At 49.9% G+C, this 21892-nt stretch carries 10 protein-coding genes and 2 pseudogenes; 1 reads left to right on the top strand and 11 read right to left on the bottom strand.

What is annotated here, in order from left to right; all coding sequences use genetic code 11:
• Positions 1-14 precede the first annotated feature (14 nt).
• From JI735_RS16740 to JI735_RS16720, 6 genes and pseudogenes are all read right to left on the bottom strand, one after another.
• Positions 15-953 (bottom strand): carbohydrate ABC transporter permease, encoded by a 939-nt coding sequence (locus tag JI735_RS16740; RefSeq protein WP_039833066.1) that lies wholly within the window; start codon positions 951-953, stop codon positions 15-17.
• Positions 954-967: 14 nt separating this feature from the next.
• Complete coding sequence (locus JI735_RS16735; RefSeq protein ID WP_039833067.1) at positions 968-1924, bottom strand: ABC transporter permease; 957 nt, start codon at positions 1922-1924, stop codon at positions 968-970.
• Between the two features lie 85 nt (positions 1925-2009).
• Positions 2010-3560 (bottom strand): response regulator transcription factor, encoded by a 1551-nt coding sequence (locus tag JI735_RS16730; protein ID WP_039833068.1) that lies wholly within the window; start codon positions 3558-3560, stop codon positions 2010-2012.
• Positions 3553-5336: pseudogene (locus tag JI735_RS16725) on the bottom strand (cache domain-containing sensor histidine kinase). The gene JI735_RS16730 and the pseudogene JI735_RS16725 overlap by 8 nt, the downstream one beginning before the upstream one ends.
• A 115-nt stretch (positions 5337-5451) precedes the next feature.
• Positions 5452-5661 (bottom strand): GH36 C-terminal domain-containing protein, encoded by a 210-nt coding sequence (locus JI735_RS37875; RefSeq protein ID WP_411830126.1) that lies wholly within the window; start codon positions 5659-5661, stop codon positions 5452-5454.
• A 159-nt stretch (positions 5662-5820) separates the two neighbouring features.
• Positions 5821-7502 (bottom strand): annotated as a pseudogene (locus JI735_RS16720) (alpha-galactosidase); the annotation flags it as partial.
• A gap of 337 nt (positions 7503-7839) precedes the next feature.
• Here JI735_RS16720 and JI735_RS16715 point away from each other — a divergent pair.
• Complete coding sequence (locus JI735_RS16715; protein ID WP_063822062.1) at positions 7840-8736, top strand: AraC family transcriptional regulator; 897 nt, start codon at positions 7840-7842, stop codon at positions 8734-8736.
• On the opposite strand, the gene JI735_RS16710 is transcribed toward JI735_RS16715, so the two are convergent.
• The 5 genes from JI735_RS16710 to JI735_RS16675 form a co-directional block, all read right to left on the bottom strand.
• Positions 8715-9365: a YczE/YyaS/YitT family protein gene (locus JI735_RS16710; RefSeq protein ID WP_039833075.1), complete on the bottom strand. Its 651-nt coding sequence runs from the start codon at positions 9363-9365 to the stop codon at positions 8715-8717. The genes JI735_RS16715 and JI735_RS16710 overlap by 22 nt on opposite strands.
• Positions 9366-9606: 241 nt before the next feature.
• A complete protein-coding gene (locus JI735_RS16705; RefSeq protein ID WP_039833076.1) occupies positions 9607-11049 on the bottom strand; it encodes a glycoside hydrolase family 32 protein in 1443 nt (480 codons plus the stop codon).
• 28 nt (positions 11050-11077) lie between these two features.
• Entirely contained in the window at positions 11078-16882 is a 5805-nt protein-coding gene (locus tag JI735_RS35860) for an S-layer homology domain-containing protein (RefSeq protein ID WP_083886384.1), read from the bottom strand.
• A 200-nt stretch (positions 16883-17082) separates the two neighbouring features.
• Entirely contained in the window at positions 17083-19362 is a 2280-nt protein-coding gene (locus tag JI735_RS16680; protein WP_039833077.1) for a GH32 C-terminal domain-containing protein, read from the bottom strand.
• A complete protein-coding gene (locus JI735_RS16675) occupies positions 19359-21836 on the bottom strand; it encodes a PfkB family carbohydrate kinase (protein ID WP_039833078.1) in 2478 nt (825 codons plus the stop codon). The genes JI735_RS16680 and JI735_RS16675 overlap by 4 nt, the downstream gene beginning before the upstream one ends.
• Positions 21837-21892 lie beyond the last annotated feature (56 nt).

Raw genomic sequence — 21892 nt, 5'->3', positions numbered from 1 at the left:
TAGGCCGGGACACTCTAGCTCTTCACAGCGCCGAGCGTCATCCCTTTGACAAAGTATTTTTGCAAAAAAGGATAAACGATAAGAATCGGAACGGTGACCACGATCGTAATTGCCATTTTTACCGACTCCGGCGAAATTTGTGACATGCGTTCCGCCATATTCGCGGCGTCTTGGGAATTGCTTGCGCTTGTTGTCGTGCTTTGCAGGATTTTCATTAATTCATATTGCAGCGTTGTCAAAGATTCGTTCGACCCGTTAAAAAGGTAAGTATCGAACCAGGAGTTCCATTGGCCTACCGCCAGGAAGAGCGCCACGGTGGCTAATGCGGGTTTGCAAAGAGGAAGAATAACGCGCCAGTATATCGTAAAATCGTTGGCGCCATCCAGCTTGGCTGATTCTTGCAAGGCATAAGGCAGACCGTCTATAAAGGAACGTATTACGAAGACATTAAATGCACTTACAAGGCCCGGTAAAATGTAGACAGCAAACGTATCAATTAAATGCAGATCCTTCATCAGGATAAAACCCGGAATCAAGCCTCCGGTGACATACATCGTGACAGCAAGAAAAATTGAAATAAACCTTCTCGCCTGAAAATCACTTCGCGCAAGCGTGTAAGCCAGCATAGAACCGCTGATCAAGCCTGCTATGGTACCAATGACGGTCCGCAGAAGGGAAATTTTGAACCCGGTAATCAAGCTTCCATAGGTGAAAATCAGACTATAGTTATCCAGCGTAAATTGCCTTGGCCAGACGGTGATTCCTCCCCGGACGGTATCTACTGAATCGTTAAGGGAGATAGCCAGCACGTTTAGGAACGGATAGATCGTCAGAACGGTTACGACAGTCATTGAAAAATAAACGATGATTTCAAGGATTCGATCTTGCGGCGCTTTCGCCTGAAGGCTCTGTTTTACCCGGCCAACCGGCACATTGCTTTTAACAACCCCCATGTCACCCTTCCTCCTTACATGATGCTTTCATTGGTAAAGCGCTTAAAAATCCCGTTAGCCGCAAACAACAACACCAGGCTTATCACCGAGTTGAAGATGTTGATTGCCGTTCCGAAGGAGTATCGTCCCATAGCCAGACCATAATTAAGCGCATACAAGTCAAGCACTTCAGAGTAATCGATGACCAGGTGATTCCCCAGCAGAAATTGTTTCTCAAAGCCCGTACCCAGCAGATGACCAATGGACATAATCAACAGGACAATCATGGTCGGACGGATACCCGGCAACGTAATATGCCATATTTGTCTCCATCTGCTCGCACCGTCCACCCGTGCAGCTTCATACAATTCAGGACCAATCCCGGATATAGCAGCAAGGTAAATGATGGCGTTCCATCCGGTTTCCTTCCAAATATCCGCACTGGTTACAATGCCCCAAAACAAGTGGCCTTGAGCCATAAACTGAATCGGCTGATCGATGAGATTCAAGCCCAGGAGTATATCATTCACGACTCCGCCATCCGTCGAGAGCATTTTGGTGACAATCCCTGCGGCCACCACCCAGGATACAAAGTGCGGAAGATAAGATACGGTCTGGACGAACCGTTTCAAGGCCTGTACGCGAACCTCATTCAGGAGCAGCGCAAAGACGACCGGTACGATAAAACCGGCGATCAGGCCCATAAAACTCATAGCCAGCGTATTTCGCAGCACCTGGTAGAAGTGTTCATCCCCGAACAGGGTGCGAAAGTGCTCAAAGCCTACCCATTTCTGTTCAAAAAAACCGACGCCGGGCTTATATTTCTGGAAGGCCATTGTCCAGCCCCACAAAGGCAGGTACTGGAAGACAAAGACCCAAAGAACGAACGGTATAGACATGTAGTAAAGATATTTCTGATTTTTTAACTCCTTCCAGGCACTCTTTTTTCTTTTTTTGTATGCGTTTTCCGCACTTGCTGTTATCGTTTTCATATTTCCTCCCCTCTCCTGCTTACCATCATAAATCAGAGGAGAGGCGGAACCCATACCAAGGATTTCGGGAAAAATCATCTAATAATTATGGATTTTTATAATCGGACGGCGAACGGCCTTCATACTTTTTAAATTTGCTGAAGAAGTAATTTACGCTCGTGTAACCGACTAGCTCGGCCGCTTCGTACACTTTCATTCCTTGAGCCAGCAGCTCTTTGGCTTTTTGGATACGTACCTTGTCCAGATAAGTGTTAAAGTACTCTCCGGTCTTGTTCCTGAACAATTGTCCTAGATAGGGGGTGCTGTAGTTCAGGAGACCGGCCAGCGTCGAAAGCTTTAAGTCTTCTGCATAATGTCTATGAATAAAACCGATCATTTTCTTGATTTCCTGCTCCTTGCCCTTTGGCCCGGCGTCCTCCGCAAATTCCAACAGAAAACGGTGTGTCTCTTCCAAAAGATCCGATAGATAATCCTGCTGATAAATCCCGTTTAAAAAACGTGAAATGTTCTGCGTTTCTTTCAGTTCGATACGGGAGGCGGCGGTGAGCTTATGAATGAGCCTGTTGGACAGAAAAAAGAAAGATTGTTTGACAGAGTCCTCCTCCTGCCCCTGTTGGATAAATAAGGCGGCAGCCTCATTCAGCAACGGAAGCACCATGGTCTTATTACCTGCATCCAAGCTGTAATACAAGCGGAATATTAAATCCTCCATCATCTTTTCATCCTTGTCACCGGCCTCGCAAGGAAACTCCGGTGCAGCAAAAAGAGTGCGTTCCGGCTCCAAAAGACGATCCTTAGCGCTGAAAAAGACTTGTTTTACCGCTTCCTGTGCTTTCAAATAAGCGCTGTAAATAAGCTCCGGCTCACTAACAGTTCCCCCGGTTGCAGCAATGAACCGGGTATCCCCTGCGATGCTCCGGATCTCGCCGTACAGATGATCGCGCCGCTGCCTTCCGTGCAGAGGCGAGTTGAGCAGGAGAATGACATAAGGGGAGATTACGGTTACGAGCCCCATATTCCGCCCCTCGATCCCGTTCTTCAGTCCTGCGTACAGCTGATGTAAGTGTTCCAAACGGTCCGCTTCGGGAACACGCAGTGAAATAACGACGATTTCGTAATGGCTCCACAACAAATCCATTTCCCTGATCCTGCTTCTCAGCTTGGCCGGATCTTCCGTCTTCTCCTGAGGAGCAAGCAGGCGGCGCAGATACAGCTCCCGGTTGGTAACCTCCGTTCTGTACCATTCCCTCCGCAGACGCTCCTCCTCGATCTGCTCGCGCACCAGCTTTAGAGTAGCCGACATTTCTGCGATGTTTACCGGTTTAACAAGATAGCCCGCTACTCCATATGTAATCGCTTGTTTGGCATACTCGAAGTCGGCATATCCGCTGAGAATAATACAATGCATCTGATGACCGGCCGATCGTAAGCGCTGAATGAATTGTAAGCCGTCCATTACAGGCATGCGGATATCAGCGATTACAAGATCGGGGACTTCTTCCTCGACGATCTTCAAAGCATCTCTGCCGTTGCCTGCCGCAGCAGTAACTGTGAAACCGAGGTTTTCCCACGGTATCAGAGTTTGAAGTCCCTGTCTAAGCTTCGGTTCGTCGTCGACAATAACAACCTTAATCATTCGGTGCACCTCCAGGAATAAAAAACGTGATCGCCGTGCCTGTCCCGATCCCGCTTTCGATACTTAAGGCACTGGATTCCCCGTACAGCAGGACGAGGCGGTCGTTTACATTTCGCATACCGATCCGCTTGCTCTCCTGTTCATGTACGGATTCGGCAAGCTCTGCCTGAATTTCGGCAAGACGTTCTGCGGTGAAGCCTGCACCATTATCGCATACTTTCACCCGGGCTCCCTTCGGCATCTTCTTCACCTCAACTGTAATGACAGCTCCTTCTTCACGGTTATCCAGGCCATGAAGAACTGAGTTTTCCACTAATGGTTGAATGATCAACGGAGGGACCGGCATTGCCTCCAAATCCGGATCAACCGTCAAATGATATTCCAAACGGTCTTCATACCGGAACTTTTGCATTTCAAGGTAACAGCGTACACGCCCAAGTTCTTCGCGAAGGGGAATATTGCCGTTTCCAGCCTCCAGACTGCTCCGCAATAACGTACTCAGAAGCCATACGGCCTCCGCGATTTCGTCCTGCCTGCGAATATGAGCCTCCATGCGGATGGATTCCAGTGAGTTGAAGAGAAAATGCGGATGAATCTGGCTTGCCAGCATTTTGAACTTCATTTCGCTTTGCCTTTGCTCCACAAGATTTTTCTGGTGATTGGTTTCTTGAACTTCTTGGACAAGGTCATGCACGCTTCGGATGAGAGCATTAAATTGCTTAGAGAGCAGACCAATCTCATCTTTACTGTCGATATGGATATACGTTTCCCAAGAGCCCGCTCCCGCTTTGGACATATGCTTGCTCAACCGGAGCAGCCTGCCGGACAACAGCGAGGCGGAAGCATAGATAAGCAAAACTGCAAACATCAGGCTGACCGTTATGACGACAGCGCCGAGCCGGATGACTTGATTGGCGTCCCGGGTAATCTCGGAAACGGAAAAAATAGAAATGATCCGAAGCCCGTTCCAGCTGTTTTCCGGATTCAGATTGACCATAACCACTTTGGACGCTTTTCCGCCCACGACCGTGTCATAGCTTCCTTCCTGGCGGGAAAGTATCTTTTCATCTCCATCAATTTCGGATAGATTCTTTCCGAAAAACTCCGCTTCATTGGACCCGACCACCCGGTTCCGGTCATCCACGATCAGCGTAGTGAACGGCTCCTGGTCCAATATCGATCTTAGTTGCTGTTTATCCACATTGATGGCCAGAACTCCTTTCTCCCCAGTGAGTCCACTGGAAATGAACGTACCAGACTCAGCTGCTCGGAACCGTTACGTTCATCCTTGATCAGATTCCATCCGGCAAGCCCTTTCTGCTCTATGGCCTCCTTATACCAATCCTCGGCCATAATGGTATTGTCCGGCTGGATAAATTCCCAGTTGTTAAGTGCCCCTGGATTAACGACATATACGCGAATGCTGGATATCTCCTTGTACAGTTGGATGTAGTCGCGGATATCCGTATACTCCCGGTATGCCTGGATGACTTCGGTATAACTTTCGTATTTTTGGGCGGCCACCTTCTTCATCCGGTTATCAATGGTTAGCCGGTAGGAAATATTCAGCGGTACCTTAATCAGTTCTTCCGTGCGCTTCTGTACGCGCTCGACATTGTTAGATAACTGTATAAAAGCGTCATTAACGACAATCTCCCGAAGCTTCCCGGTCAGAAACAAGCCGGATAACAACAAAGGCAATACAGCTGCTGAAATGAAGGTAACCGCCAGTTTCTTTTTCATTTTCATGTCATTCATAATTCGGACCAAAAACATGGATCATCCTCCCGGGCCTGGTTGGCCGCTGCGCGCAAAATGCCCCTTTTCCTCAGAAAGGGGCATTGATTTGTTGAAGATATTTTCCTCTTTCAGGCGTTGACAGATCCTTACCTCAAGCACTGGCGGGCTTGATGGCCCGAACCCTGAACCATCCGCTTTCATAATCTTTTTGTTCATAGACAAGAGGCAGCCCCAACTGCATCAGCCTGTCTCCTCCACAGATAAACTGCTCTCCGCTGTATCCCGAATGGATCTCGTATTCGAGTTCCGGATGAAGTCCGGCCAGACGCAAAAATCTCTGGGGCGCATTGGGCACGGCCATCACTTGGAAATGGTAGACAAGCGCTTCCTCCTTGTCTTCGGAAACGAACATCCAAGCCGACTCGTTGCCTTCGAATGGGCTCTTCAAACGGTACAAATCCCCTCTCTGTACTAATCCGCGGATCTCCTTGTAGGTTATGATCTGGCGTTTGACCGTCTCTTTGTCCTCTTCAGTGAATTTCGTCAGATCAAGCTCATAACCGAAGTTTCCGGACATCGCGACATCGCCCCGAAAATCAAGCGGGGTTATTCTTCCAACTTGATGGTTCGGCACAGCCGATACATGCGCTCCGATTGCGCTTACGGGATAAACAAGACTGGTTCCGTATTGAATCTTCAGCCGTTCCACGGCATCGGTATTATCACTGGTCCAGGTTTGCGGCATGTAGTATAACATACCGGGATCAAACCGGCCCCCTCCGCTGGAGCAGCTTTCGAACAGAATATGCGGAAATGCGGAGGTGATACGCTCTAACAGCTCGTATAATCCAAGAACATACCGATGGGCGGTCTCCGATTGGCGTTCCGGCGGCAGGTCAGCCGAGCCTATTTCCGTCAGGCAGCGGTTCATATCCCATTTCACATAAGCGACAGGCACACTGGAAAAAATAGCTGAAAGCGAATTATAGATAAAATCGCGCACTTCTTGGCGGGTATAGTCCAGCACCAGCTGCCATCTGGCTTCGGTGCGTCTCCGCTCCGGAACATGAAGGCACCAGTCCGGGTGCTTCCGGTACAGCTCGCTGTCCGGCGAGATCATCTCGGGCTCAACCCAGAGCCCGAATTTAAGGCCCAGACGGTTGATCCGTTCCGCAACATCCGCAAGCCCGCCGGGAAGCTTCCGGCGATCCTCAACCCAATCGCCGAGGGACGAATTGTCAGCATCCCGTTTCCCGAACCAGCCGTCATCCAACACAAAAAGCTCGATACCCAGTTTGGCTCCCTCTTCTGCTATCGCTGCCAGCTTATCTGCATTGAAGTCAAAATAGGTAGCTTCCCAGTTATTGACCAGGATCGGACGTTCTTCGTCCCTATATTTCCCCGGCAAAGCCTGGTCCGGTACAAACGGTGATACGTCCGTGACATGTCTCCCAGTCCTTGTCCAGAGTAAACCATCACGGTTTCCGGTGTCTGGAAACTCTCCCCCGGATTCAACAACCACGCAAAGTCAAAGGAATTAATACCGATGCTGAGCCGCGTTGAGCCGAACGAATCCACTTCCGCTGCCGCTTCGAAGCCGCCGCTGTAGACAAGGCTGAAGCCAAAAGCTTCCCCTTGACTTTCGGTCGTCTGCGGAGTGACCAATGCCGCAAAAGGATTGAACTGGTGGCTGCTCATGCCCCTTTTACTATCGATTCGGACCTCCCCTTGATGAAGCGGTTTGCGGGTAATATTACCTTCCCGGGCCCAGGCACCTGAGAGGTATGTGATCTCAAAACCGCGTGTGCCCGGAAAATCAACACTGGCGCTCAAGGCACGGCGAAGCCGTAACTTCTTCTCTCCCTGATTGCCCAGCCGGGCCGAGCGAACCATGACGTTTTGATCCGCAAAGATGCTGTAACTCAGCACAACGGTAAGACCTGAATAGGCGTCCGTTAATGCCAATTCCAACGTATCTGCTTCGGCTGCATCCTCGGTATACACGGCCGGAAGCCCGGGTAAGGATGGTTTCCCCTTCATAAGCCGGTAACCTTCGTATTGTAGCTCAGTGATCCGTGTTCCGTCCTCCAGTTCAACCTGGTACGCCGGATTCCGGAAGTCTCCGCTTCCGTATTGCGGGTATTCCTGCGGCAGCCGGTCTAATCCGGCTTGTTTCGGGGTGTGAATCAGCAGGCCGGACATGGGTTCCCGGTGTTTCAGCCTGCTCCCCCAATAGACATGTACAGGGTACCCGTCTACGATCTGAATAATATAGCTCATGCCGGATGACTGCAGATGAAACAGTCCAGCCTGCTCTTGTACGATTATGCCCAATGTAAATTCCCCTTCCTTCTGGTCCATCCTGTTCGGAAATCGCTGTGTTCCATCCAAAAAAAGACATGGTTTAATACTTGATAAGTCCATGTAATATAGCAGTCAGTTCTATAGAAATAATATATAAATTAAGTTGTAGAGTACATGGCACTGTACTCACTAAATATGTTATAATGCTGGATAATTTACATGAAGGAGACTTGTTGTGATTGAATATTTACCGCGCAGTAAACAGCACGCCGAATTGCATCTCACTCAATTCGGCATCGAGGAATGTATACCGGGTCATTTTTTTGGGCCGGCTGTGAGAAATCATTATTTGCTCCATTATGTTTTGAGCGGAGAGGGAGTTTTTGAAGTCGGTGGAAGCCGGTACCGGTTGCGGAAGGGGCAAGGGTTCTTAATTTTCCCCGGTGTGGTTACTTATTATCAGGCGGATACAGCGAATCCCTGGTCTTACTGCTGGGTTGGTTTTAACGGGACATCGGCGGAGCTGCTTCTCAAGCAAGCGGGTCTAACCAAATCTTCCCCAATCTTCCTTTATGACAGGGACGATATGATTTACCAGTACTTGCAGTTGATGAACGAATCGAGAGGATTCCATAAAGCCCGGGAAACCAGACTTACGGGGTTGCTGTATTTATTATTATCGCTGCTCGTGGAGTTCGGTCCGGTGGCATCTCCTGAACTCAAAGGAACCCGGACGGAGATTTATGTTGAAGAGGTAAAGGATTTTATCGAAATGAACTATCCTCAGAAAATTACCATTGAGGACATTGCCCAGTTTATCGGACTTAATCGAAGCTATTTATGCTCCTTATTCAAACAGCGGATGCAGATCAGCATTCAGGATTATCTGATTCGTTATAGAATCAATAAAGCATGTGAAATGATGGGGAATGCGGAGCTTTCGATCGCTGATATTTCCCGGTCTGTAGGCTATAACGATGCTTTACTTTTCTCCAAAATGTTCAAAAAAGTAAAGGGCTCCGCCCCTAAACATTACCGGGCGGAGATCCAGGCCCAAATCCAGAACGACTCTAAAAATTCCATTCAGCAAATTGAAGAGGAGCATCTATTTTATAACGGATTTGTGCCATGACCCTCTTTTGCCAGAAGCTTCTTCGTAAAATTCACATCAAAAAAATGAATGATGGGTCCCAGACCGAATACGGACACCAGTGTTCCCAAACCGATGATGCCTCCTGCCAGGAAGCAAATCAAAGCACAAAGCGCATCCGTAAACATCCGGTGCCAAAAATAAGAGATTGCCGGAAGGTTATCCCTCATAATCAGGGACAGGCTGTCGTAGGGAGCTACTCCCACATCTGATGTCTGATACATGGATACCCCAAAACTGCATACCACCACGCCAATCGCCACGATGATCACCCGCTGCCATAACAGCTGAGGTTCGCCCAACAGATTTAGCCAGGTATTATAAAAGAAAGTAGCTATGTATCCCAGCAAAATTGCATTTACAAAAGTCCCGGCTCCAATAAACCTTCGTCCTGTGATAAATTCGATTACAAACAGGACAAGGTTCAGTAAGATTAGAAAATTTGCATATGTCATACCGATACACTCTGCAAGTGCCATCACCATGCCGCTGAAGGGATCATTCCCCATGCCGGACAGCTTAAAAATACTGATGCCCATGCCCAGAAATACATTTCCGAAAATCATAATGATCAAGCGTTTGGTATCTACCTTATTAATGTACCCCTTCATATGGTCCATCCTAATTTCATATTATAGTTCTGCTTTTCACAAACAACGTCGTCATTATATCATAATTTCAAGCAGACAAGCCGTAATAATGAACTGGCCCGTACTCCATTTCATATTAGTTTCTCTAACAGTTCATCTATTATTTGATCAGTAAGAAAAGAACAACCATCCTATTCAAATGGCTGTTCTTGAAATGAACCTGAAATATATGAGGCTAACCGGATGCACTCATTTCCTGCTCCTATCGTGGAGCCTGACCGGCTCCTAAAGTTTCAATCTTTACCCTATGGAATTCTGCTGCACCCTGGCTGACGAACAAGGCAAGCTTTCCTTGCTGAATATCGTACATTCTGGCACTCATCGCCACATCTCCGCCGACATAAACTTCGCAAATCGTCCCGTCAATGAACACCTTCAGCTCGTATTCCTGTTCCGGCAGCAGCTTGAGCGGACGTTCCAGTTCCACATCATAAGGGAAGGTTTTACCTCCCTCTTCAGATTGCATAATCGGCCCGCGGAAGGCAATTCGGCTTCGCTCAGGCTCCAGCGTGATATAGTAGGCAAAATCTAGGCCTTCACCCGCCCGAAGCATGAACCCTAAGCCCTGGGCCGATCCTGAGAAACGTACAGTTGTAGAAATCTTGCACTGATCAGGCAGTTCCTCCTGTGTGATGCAGCCGGCAAAAGAATACGGGGAATCGCACCGGATCACCTCATCCGAAATCGACCACTCTCCAGCAACTCCATAAAAATGAGCAGGTACCTGCCGGGCAAAAGCCGAGTCTACGGTTTCCGGAGCTTTCACGCCTAGTGACCCGTCCGGGCGCTGTACAATTTCATGCACAACCAGATTGCCGCCCCAATCCCAGGTGTCATAATCCTTGCCTGGAGCTTTGGGAGGGTTCCAGCCGAACAGATCGTCTTCCTTCGTAGGATTCCAGCCGAACAAATAACGCTTCTGTCCATCGGATACTGACTTGGCGGCATAATATGCACGTCCATCAAAGGCTTCTTCCGGCGGCGTAATCCACGGTCCGTTCAAGGAACGGCTCATCCGGTAAAAGGTACCGAAACGTCCCGTATATGAGGAATAAATCAGGTACCACCATTCCCCCATCCGGAACAAGTCCGGGCATTCATGCGCTCCCACGTGCAGGTTCGGCGCGTACAGCGGCTCCCGGTATTCCCAATGCTTGAGATCCTTAGATGACAGCAAGCCCGTGCAGCCTTTCCGGTTCGTCGGTCCTTTGGCCAGCGCTGCGATCAGCATCCAGTATTGGCCCTCTTCTTCATTCCAGAATACAAAGGGATCACGCCAGTCCGCCAGCTCATAAATTTCGCCATCCGGACCAAAAGTGTCTTCAGGAATCGGCTCCCATGTCCGCAGATCCTTGCTGACGGCATGGCAGGCGAACTGTTTCCCTTCAGGAAAGATACAATAGAACATATGATAGACATCGTCCACTTTGAGAATATGGCCGGTTCCGCCTTCGATTTTGCAAGCTCCATCTTCCCTGTAATTCACGAAATCCTTCGTTCCAAGCAAATGCCAGCCATGATCAAGACCTTCCCGGTAGTTGTCTCTCCAGCCATGGAGATAAAAGAGTTTAAATTCCCCGTCTTCATAGTAGGGGATTACGTCCCCTACCCAAGCGTTTTCCGGACGATAGAAAAATTCCTTCATTAAATATTCCCCGTTCCTTTAACAGTTATTATTTATTGAATTTATCCAGCAACAGCGCGATAACTTGTGCACTCTCTGCACGGTTAACCTGTTCCTGCGGCATGAACAATTGGTTCCCGCGCCCGCTGATTAATCCTAGCTCCTGTACGGCAGCGACCGCATTTGCAGCCCAGGCGCTGATCGTACCGGCATCCTTAAAATCACTTTGGCGATTAACGGCAGCGTTCTGTCCTGTATGGAGCAGATACGCTTTGTAAATCATGGACGCCATTTCTTCACGGCTGATGGTGTCGTCGGGTGCAAAGGTATCCGTGCTTCTTCCGGTTACAATTCCCGCTTCGTATGCTGCGGCAATGGAAGCAGCGTACCACTTCGTTGATTCCACATCCTTGAATACGGCTGACTTCGTCGCTGATATTCCGAGTGCACGGGTGATCAAGGAGGCGAATTCGGCCCTGCTCACCTCCTGCTTCGGGGCGAATGCCGTTTCACTCACACCTGAGACCATTTGCTGTGCGGCCATTCTTTTAATTACGTCATAGGCCCAATAAGAGGCATTAACATCTTCAAACGATTTGTCATAAGTAAGGACGGCAAACGTACTGAAATGGCTCACATTCGCTGTCCATTTACTGCCCGCAAACGTTCCTCCCACATACTCCAGTCTTCCGTCATCAGCGATGTAATAAATGCCCGTCAGACCTTGTTGGGCATTCTCCTGTGTAGTCAGTCTGATTGTGACGGGTTTGGAGAACTTCTCAAGCGTAAGTTTCGTTCCATCGGGCTTCACAATAGACAACTTGAAGTCGTAGACCTCTCCAGCCGCAGAGATGGCTGCCTGATTCTTTTGTCCGGCTTGCGCAATCCGTTCTTTGCTTTGCTCTGAAGATAAAGCTTCCATTTCAAAAGAAATCTTTGCATGTTCTTGCTCGCCGCCCGTAACCTGTGCCTGCAATTCCTTCAATACTTCTGCAGGGACTTCGATTTCCACACCTGAATTTTTAATCTTCAGGGCATTCTTGCCGTCATTTGCAGCCGTGGCCACAGGGAACAGCACCTGCCGCTCTCCCTTTGCCATTTCAAATGACAAGCTGTTCTGGCTCTCCGGTTTGCTTGCCGGAATCACAGGGCTGCCCGGAGTACTAGTTGGGACAGCTCTACTGGTTGGATCTGTCGAAGAACTTGGACCGTTTGGGTCACTTGGACCGTTTGGGTCACTTGGACCGCTTGGGTCAGTCGGACCGGCCGGATCGGTTGGATCGGTTGGATCAGCCGGGCCGGCCGGGTTATTCGGATTCACCGGATTCGTCGGATTCTGCACTTTAACCGGTACATTGAAATCATCGACGTTAATATGTCCGAAGCCGCCTGTGGATTGGTCAACCACCTTGATGTAAAGCTCCTGGCCGATATACTGCGATGCATCCCAAATCTTCCGTTGATACTCCTCATAATTCGTGGCGGTCTCTTTAAATAGCTCTTTGCCGTCCGATGCCCGGACCAGCGCAACATAGAGCTTATCGATATCACGCCCGCCGCTGACCAGGAAGTTGATCTTGCCGTTCCCGCCCAGGACGAAATTCTGCGATTTCAGCGTTCCCGTTAAGCTGTCACCGCCAGCTTCCTCGTTGAAGCCCCACAAATGATAGCCGCCCGGAATTTTATGCGACGGATTGAAGTAGATCGTCTCCCAGAAAAACTGGGCATCCGTCACATGGACATCCTGGAAGGCGTCCCCTTCGGTAATCCAGCCTGTTAAGTCGCCTGTGGCAAAATCATGGTTAGGCAGATCCGTAATATCGCTGTACACCGAATTGTCCCAGTTGTCAGGCACATCAACCGGAGCAGCCGGTTCACCTGTCAAGGCATTCATATTCCATACTTCCATCGACTTGACCGTAATATCGTTGTCGGCCCATACCTGCAAGCCCAAGGAATCGTATCTTCCTACGTAGACACGTGTGGTCAGTTTTTTCTTATCATTGGCAAAGGCTTCGACAACCGAGCGGTCCAGGAAAATATGGAGCTTCAGATTCTCTCCCTTCAGATCCACATATCCGCCTTGGATGCCATCCACACGCACATCCGGGTCAATGCTGCTCTTGGTCCGGTCCACATTGAAGGTCCCGGCCGTCTTGTCATAGTAAATCAGCGTTTCCTCCTGGCCGTTATCGGAGCGCCGCACCTTAAGACCGAATTTCTGGGCTTCGCCCGGATCAATCTCCATCACAATCTCCAGCATGTCGCCTTTGACATTTTGGATCAATTGATTGGCAGCCTGCAGATTTTTGTCTGCAAAATCCACCAGTTTGGCACCCCGCAGACTCTGCAATTCTTGAATCGGCTCAATGCGCAATTCATCATGCTCATCCAGGCTCAAGGAAACCGGCAGTGCCAGATTATGGGCCCATCCGGCTTGATATTCTGCCTGAGGTGTTCTTACATTCTGCACCATGGAGAACACGACCGTTCTTCCGTCAGGGGTGACCATACCGCTCTCTGCGGTTAAATAGCCGTCGCCCACATCCATTTTGGATGGCGCAGCCTGGTCGGGTATAAACTTGAAATTATCCCGGTCCCAGGTTCCGATCCAGTAAAAAACCTCAACATCCCTTTGCACATCGTTAGCCGGCGGAACCTGCTCCGGTTTCTCATGCGGGTTGATCATGAAAATATACTTCTTCTTGCCGGTGCTGTCCTTGCCTAACGGCAGCAGCACCGGCAGTTCCCATACCGTGCCAAGCTCCGGATACAGGCTTCTGTCACTGACGTATAATGGCCCCTTATACTCCCAGTTGTACATATCGTCGGATACGTATACCAACGCTGTACCGCTGCTAAAGTCTTTAAGACCAGAGGTTACCAGCTGATACCACTTGTCTGTCTCTTTGTCATACCATACAAACGGGTCTCTGAATTCGTTATGAATACCGTTTCCGTTCTGCTCTGTAACCGGTTCAGGATATTTCTCCCACTTCTCCAGATTAGGGTCCGACAAATCAGCCGGCGTTGCAAGCCCTGTTCTTTGGTTCGGCGACAGCGAGTCATTACCGGCGGTGTAGAAGAGAACGGGATTGCCATCGCGGTCATATGCTGCACTGCCTGACCATACTCCATCCGGATCAAGGGTGCCCGCTTCAGGCGCAAGTGCAGGCCTTACATTCTCCCAATGCACCATATCGTCACTTACCCAATGTCCCCAGTGGATTTGATGCCAGTATGGACCCTGCGGGTTATGCTGATAAAATAAATGATATTTGCCGTTATAATAAATGGGCGCATGCGCTTCATTCATCCAGTTTTGCGGAGGCATCGCATGGTACTGCGGACGGTGCTGGTCACCGTCGAACACACTGGGGTCCTCATCGATATCCCCATTTGGAATTTCCGGAACCGTGCCGCCGTGAAGCGTTTGTACACTCTCGTATTCAGCAAGGATCTCCTGGCCCGTAAGCGCTTTGTTCTGCAGCTTCACTTCATCGATCAGTCCGCTGAACATATTGTAGGAGAACAATCCCGCAAACTCTACAGGTCTATTGTTTTTACCGATCACCAGATTTTCCGTAGAAGGCGAGATCGGAACGTTGACAGGGGTCGCTTGGGAAGCCACTTCCTGACCATTCAGGTACAGCTTAATCATTCCATCCTTTTTGTCGAAGGTAGCCGCCACGTAATTCCACTTGTATTTTTCGAGCGGATGATCTTTGACCCATACCTGAATCCATTGGCCGCCAATCCCGGCCTGCATCGACCATGTGCCATGCCGGTACATGCCAAGCGCGAAGCCTTCCGCCTTATCCTGATCAGACTGGTTCACAATTGCAGACAGCTTGTTTCCGTCTCCCCATTCGTAGCTGCGCGGCGCGACCCAGGCTTCAAGCATCAACGCATCGCTTACAGGAACGGTATCCTTTGCCTTGACCTCGATATCATTTGAATATCCATCGAACAACAGGGCGCCGCCTTTTACTCCGTGCGGTGTCCATCTTGGTTCCTTGGAGTCCATGTATCTGGCGTTGTTAAATACATAATTCACATCGTGTTCAAGATTGCTTACTTCCTCAAGCGCCTTTTTTCCTGCGCCTTCATCCAGATTCATGTAGAAAATGGTACCCGTACCATGAGCCTGAAAAGCGTCAACGGAAATACCCGCTTGATTGGATTGATCGATAACCTTGATATAAAGCCTCTTATTGTAGTGCATCTGCATTTTCCAGGAAATCTTCTCATTCGCACTGACATCCCCGGTCTTCTCAAGCAACGTATTAGTGCTGGCATCATATAATGCGACGTAGGCGTCCTGCGGATTATTGATGCCTAAAACAGTGAAGTTAATAGTCCCGGTCCCCTGAAGCGTAAAGGTATTGGAGGTAATCGAGCCCTGTCCTTCCAAGGAGGATTTGGCATAATAATTCCCTTCTTTACCAGCTTGAGCATCATTGTTCACTTGAAAAGCGTTGCCCTGGGCGGTCCAGCTCTCTAAATTTCCGGTTTCAAAGCTGGGATTCTGGATTTCCGTCGGCATAATGTTATCTGCCATGACTCCTTCTTCCGGCACGAGTTCATTGAAGGTGTGGAAGGCGTCCGCAAAGATTACTCCCCAATCCGCGTGTCCATTATCGACGATCTCCACATAAAGCTTCTTCCCGATATCCTTGGAGAGATCAGCTTTATATTGCTCCATATTCGCGAGTCTCAGGCCCTGTGCCGGATACGGGAACCCGGACTCGTTAAATTCGGTGTTGCCGTACCTGGCAATAAGTTCACCTGTGTCCGCATTGATGACGTTCACATACACTTGATCCGTATGCTTGCCTCCGCCCAGTCTGAAGGTAATCCAGCCCGTTCCGCCCAGCTCGAAGGTGCTGGAACGAAGCTTGCCGGTCGCAGCCTCGTTATACTTTAAGCCGTTTAAATGATAGGTGCCTTCCTGGTTATACGGGATTTGCTCGACCCAATAGGTGGTTTCGTCCGATACGCTGTTCGGACCAAACGCCTCGCCTTCTACAACCGTCCAGCCTGTTAAGTTTCCGGTTTCAAAACCGGGATTTTCGATTTGATAGCGTTTGAAATCCGGCTTGATATCCGTAGCGGTAATTCCATCCGCCGGCTCGGATTCATGGTACATGAAGAACGCATCCGCAAATACCACTCCCCAGTCCGTCGTTGCATTATCGACGATCTCCACGTACAGCTTCTTGCCTAGATATTCAGAAAGATCCGCCTTATACTGCTCCATATTGGCAAGCCGCAGGCCCTGTGCGGGATTCGGGAAACCAACGTCAGCGAAGGCGCTATTGCCATACCGGGCAATCACTTGACCCGTCTGGGCTTCCACGATATTTACATATGCCTTGTTTGGATTTTTCGCACCGCCAAGCTTGAAGCTGATCCAGCCGCTGCCGCCCAGCTCGAAGGTGCTGGAACGAAGCACGCCGGTCGCAGCCTCGTCATGCTTCCAGCCGTTTAGATGATAAGTACCTTCCTGGTTGTACGGGATTTGTTCCGCCCACCAAGTGGTTTCATCCGATACACTGTCCGGTCCGAACGCTTGACCTCTGACAACCGTCCAGCCTGTCATATCTCCAGTTTCGAAGCCTGGATTTTGGATTTGATAGACGGTATCCGTAACTGACAACTCCTCGTCAGCCTCAGGAATGTGATAGACCGCATCCGTAACCGGCAATCCCATGTTCACCTGTGGACTAAGTGCTTCCTCAACATCAGCCTTCGTTCCGGCTGCAGCAGATATTCCGGGAGCTGCAAGCTGAAGAACCATTACCCCAATCACCATTTTGGAGATCCATGCTCTGCTTCTTTTGATTTCTTTCATCAACGAGCCTCCTTCATCATTTAGTATTCATGCAAACATTCGTACCCAATTTAGAAATTGGTCTCTATATACAAGGATGCATTGTCATGAAGTAAGAGAGGCGTGTAAATGAAGCGTTTCCATTTCGAGGAGTACTTACTACTTGGCTTAGATAGTTACATCACCCATATGGTATAGTAAGGAGCGCCTAGGCGCTCCTGCTACCAAATGGACTGCATTTCCCAAATCTCCATGGATTTAACCAACAGTTCCCCGGTTCCCCAGATTTCAAGGCCCAAAGCATCCTTACGGCCCGGATACACCCGCGTCGTCAGGCTTTTTAGTCCGTTGGCATAGGCTTCGACCATGGAGCGGTCCAAATAGATGTGCAGCTTCAGATTTTCTCCCGGCAGCTCCAGTTTGCCGCCCTGAACCCCGCTGCATTTTTCTCCCGGATGTTGCGTTGTTTTCGTCCGGTCCACCAAGAACATAGCTTCATTTACATCATAATACAGCAGGGTTTCTTCTTCCCCATCCGGTGATCTTCGAACTTTAATTCCAAATTGAGTAGCACTTTCCGGCTCAATCTCCAGTTGAATCTCCAGCATGTCGCCTTGTACATCCTTCAGCAGCACATTAGCTTCAGCCAATGACTTGTCGCGGAGCGATAACCGTTTGGCACCGCGCAGCGATTGAAGTTCCTGAATCGGCTCGATTCCCAGCCGTCCATCCTCCCGCAAATACACGCTTAGCGGCAAACCGCCGTTATGAGCCCAACCCGATTGGTATTCCAGCTCCGATGTCCGGTCCCCTTGGGCAATCGTAAAAACGATATTTCTGCCCGTCTTCGGATCCACCATTCCGCTTGGACCGGTAAAATGGAAATCGCCGACATCTATCAATTGGGGTTCCTCTTGATCCGGTATGAATGATAGCCCGTGCTTGTCAAACTGACCGATCCAATAGAAAACCTCAACATCGGCGCCTGCTCCCACAGGGCTGACCAGCAGGACATGCTTGCGCACACCTTGCTTGTCGCTGCCAAGAGGAAGAAATACAGGGAGCTCCCAAATGGGTCCAAGATAGGGGAACTTCTGAATATCCGCTTCAAAAAATGGTCCTTTATACGTCCAATTCAGCATATCCTCTGACGCAAACGCCAGCGCTGCTCCGCCTCCGCCTTCAATCCCTGACCCGACCAGAGCATACCAGCCGTCCTCATCCTTCCACACGAACGGGTCCCGGAAATCTCCGAACGCCCCCATCCCCTTTTGCTGTACAATGAGCGGCTCCGGATGTTTGGTCCACCTGACCAGATCAGGATCTCCGTCTTCGGAATAGGTGCTTCTGGCGAGCGCCACACTCTGATTCGGTGAGGCACTGTCATTCCCCGCCGTAAAGAACAGGACGGGCAGGCCGTCTGCATCATAGGACGCGCTTCCTGACCAGATTCCGTCCGGTGCTAGCTGATCCTTCTCAGGTGCCAAGGCTATAGGAAGATCACGCCAATGCACCAGGTCCTCGCTTACCCAATGTCCCCAATGGATATGATGAAAGTACGGCCCTTGCGGGTTATGCTGATAGAACAAATGATATTGCCCGTCAAAATAGATCGGCGCATGAGGCTCATTCATCCAATGGGCCGGCGGGCTGACATGATATTGCGGTCTGTGCCGGTCCGCCAGCAAGGGAGTGCGGTCCAGCTTGATCTCATCATAGCTGACTTGCGGCCGGGCGCCTTCATGTGTGGAATCCAGCACCTCCTGATAAGAAGCAGCCACTTCCTCATTACTCAGAGCGCGGTTATAAATCTTCAGCTCATCCATGATTCCGCTGAACATGTGAAGACTGAACACTTCCGCCAGCAGAGTGCTGTGGTTATTCCTGCCGATGAGCAGCTCTGTGTCTACCGCCTCAGCCAGGCGGGAACCGCGGGGCACAGCAGCCGAAGCCATTACGCTGCCGTTCAGAAACAGCTTGATTTCTCCTTGATTCCCGTCGAACACGGCATTTACGTATGACCATTCATTTTTGGGTAATTCATAGCCTTCAGGAGACCAAAGCTCCTTCCATTCCCCTCCCTCCAGTCCGACTTGGAAGGACCAGGAGCCGTGGCGGAACATACCGAGCAGATAACCCTGCTTGAGATCCTTATTGTGTCGGTTCACGATGGCGGCCAGCTTGCCTTCATGTCCCCATTCGTAGGTGCGCGGAGCAACCCATACCCCGATACTGAGAGCTGATAGCGACTCTGGCTCAGCATTCGGATCTTCCTGATTCGCCGGATGGGCAATATAAGTCGAGTAACCGTCGAACAGAAGCCCGCTTCCCGTTACTCCCTTTCTCCACTGCGGAGAACATGGTTCGGTGAACTCCGCCTGGTTAAACACATACTGAATATCATCCTTGACTTGGGATATGCTCTCCATAGCGTTTGCTCCGGTTCCTTCATCAAAAGCCCAATACATGATTAGCCCGTTATTATCGATTATTCCGCTCATACATGAACCCTCCTTGATATCTGCCCTATGCTGCCATGGAGCATATGAATGGAATGAAGCGTATGGATATGAAGGGAATGAAGCTCAGCTTTTCCTGTCTCTGCGCTTATCCAGACAGTGTCGATTGGCTCATCCGGGAAAATTTGATCAGTCAGCGCAACCAGTCCTTCATTCGCGAACACTTCAACCACACTGCGGTCCAGCCAGATACGGAGCTTAATGCTCCCGTTCTCTGGAGCTAATCTGGCACCATGCTTACATGCAAATGACGGATTGAAATCAGTCAGACCAGATTGTGACCGGTCGATAAACAACCACTCGCGCTCAGGGTCATAACCGATAATCGTCTCACTCTGCCCGGAAGACCTCAACTTGATTTGAACTTCGTCTCCGGAGCGGATATCAAGGTCTACCTCAATCTCCAGCAGATCATCATTAGTCCCGTGAATAAACGGGGCCTCCCGTGTAACCGATACATCACTCCAGGAGAGCGACTCTTTCCGCAGCTGCTCTATCTCCTGAACAGGCATTTGAGATAGAACTACACTCCCGTTCCGGCTGGTCAGGGACAGTACGCGGGGGAGGGTCATAGCGCCCCGCCAGGAACCGGTTGGTATCTGCTTGGCGTAGCTCCAGTTACTCATCCAGCCGATAATTACGCACCGTCCGTCTTCCTCCGGAATATCCGACCAGGATACTGCCGCATAATTATCCCTTCCCTCATCCATCCACAGCACCGTATCAGGAGTATTCTCATTTACAAATTCCCAGCCGTCAAAGCTTCCAATGAAATATTGGGTTTTGGAGCCTTCCGGATAATCCGGATTGTCTCCGATACTTACGAGCAGTACCCATTTTTTCAGATTGGACCCATCGACGGATAACTCAAATAGATCCGGACATTCCCACACACCGTAATGTGAACCCTCCGACTTCCCGAATTCGCTGGCAAAATCCCAATCCTTCAAGTTAGCAGACCGATAAAAACGGATATGATCGCCGCACGCCAGCACCATTACCCAGACGCCGGCTTCCTCCATCCAGAAGACTTTGGGATCACGAAAGTCGGTGATTTCAACGTCAGACAGGACCGGATTTCCTGCGTAAAACGACCAGCTTCTGCCTTTGTCCTTACTGTACGCCAAGCTTTGGCGCTGCCTCGGTCTGTCTGAACCCGGGTAGATATCCGCATGGGTGAATATAGCCACCAAGCCTGCCCCGCCATCAAAAAATCCGCTGGTATCCTTCCAATCCACCACTGCGCTTCCAGAGAAAATGGCACCGTTATGATCCGGTGACATGGCTACAGGAAGTGTTTCCCAGTTCACCAAATCCTTGCTCACCGCATGGCCCCAGTGCATAGGACCCCATACGGTGCTTTCGGGATGGTGCTGGTACATCAAATGGTACTCTCCTTCAAAGTAGACCATTCCGTTCGGGTCATTCAGCCACATAGCCGGTGGTGAGTAATGGAATTGAGGCCTGTAAGATTCTTTGGAGTAATCCGCGCCGGCCGACTGAACTAATGTAGCAGCCTGCTGATAGGTTGGAATGGCCGGTATGGCTCCTTTTCTTGTCGTCACCAGAGCACCTACTGCATTAGCGAAGCTTACAATGGGAATCCAGTCCTGAGCTCTGATCTGTTCGATACTGCCTCCTCTCTCGAGCAACTGATAGAGGAAACCGCCCAAGAATGCATCTCCCGCTCCGGTGGTGTCCACGGTATCTACTTTGTAACCGGGAACATCCGCCCATTTGGAGCCGGGACCGAACCGGATGAAGCACCCTTTTTCAGCCTTGGTCACCAGGACCACTTTCACCTTGAACTGGGTCTGAATTTGACGGGTACCCTCTTCCAAATCCGTGAGACCCGTAATAAACGGAAGTTCCTCTTCGGAAATTTTGACAATATCCGCAAGAGCAAGCCCTTCTTTGATCTTGGTCTTCGCCTGCTCCAAATCCTGCCAAAGTGCAGGTCTCAGGTTGGGGTCAAATGAAATCAGAGCTCCATTCTCTTTCGCCTGGACGCACGCTTTCAGGGTTGCACTAGCAGAAGGCTCATGGGTCATCGATACGGAGCCGAAATGAAAGATTTTCGTACCTTTGATCTGTTCCAGGTCTATATCATCAATTCCCAGAAGCATATCGGCACCAGGGTTACGGTAGAAGCTGAATGAACGGTCGCCGTCTTCTCTGAGATGGACAAAAGCCAGCGTTGTTTTAGCACGGCTTTCCTTCACCAAACCCTTGGTACTCACACCATTTTCCCGCAAAACCTGGGTAAGATACTCCCCAAACTGGTCTTCACCGACCTTGCCGATAAATGCCGTGGATTTCCCAAGTTTGGCCAACACAACAACCACATTCGCAGGGGCTCCGCCGGGATTGCATTCAAACAGCTGCTCCCCCTTTTCAGACAAGCCTGCAGGAGTAAAATCAATCAGTACTTCTCCTATTGCTGTAATATCAACCATATGGTTTTCCACTCCTAGTCCATCATTTATATATAAAAACATGTGTAGCAAGCCTG

Source organism: Paenibacillus sonchi (assembly GCF_016772475.1).
In the GTDB taxonomy this organism is placed as follows: Bacteria; Bacillota; Bacilli; order Paenibacillales; family Paenibacillaceae; genus Paenibacillus_AQ; species Paenibacillus_AQ sonchi.
Note: the sequence above shows the minus strand (reverse complement) of the source record. Positions and strands in the feature narration are given on the sequence as shown.

Coding starts and splice junctions, on each gene's coding strand:
- JI735_RS16740 (WP_039833066.1), bottom strand. CDS start 953: ATGGGGGTTGTTAAAAGCAATGTGCCGGTTGGCCGGGTAAAACAGAGC.
- JI735_RS16735 (WP_039833067.1), bottom strand. CDS start 1,924: ATGAAAACGATAACAGCAAGTGCGGAAAACGCATACAAAAAAAGAAAA.
- JI735_RS16730 (WP_039833068.1), bottom strand. CDS start 3,560: ATGATTAAGGTTGTTATTGTCGACGACGAACCGAAGCTTAGACAGGGA.
- JI735_RS37875 (WP_411830126.1), bottom strand. CDS start 5,661: ATGGCCGTGCCCAATGCGCCCCAGAGATTTTTGCGTCTGGCCGGACTT.
- JI735_RS16710 (WP_039833075.1), bottom strand. CDS start 9,365: ATGAAGGGGTACATTAATAAGGTAGATACCAAACGCTTGATCATTATG.
- JI735_RS16705 (WP_039833076.1), bottom strand. CDS start 11,049: ATGAAGGAATTTTTCTATCGTCCGGAAAACGCTTGGGTAGGGGACGTA.
- JI735_RS35860 (WP_083886384.1), bottom strand. CDS start 16,882: ATGAAAGAAATCAAAAGAAGCAGAGCATGGATCTCCAAAATGGTGATT.
- JI735_RS16680 (WP_039833077.1), bottom strand. CDS start 19,362: ATGAGCGGAATAATCGATAATAACGGGCTAATCATGTATTGGGCTTTT.
- JI735_RS16675 (WP_039833078.1), bottom strand. CDS start 21,836: ATGGTTGATATTACAGCAATAGGAGAAGTACTGATTGATTTTACTCCT.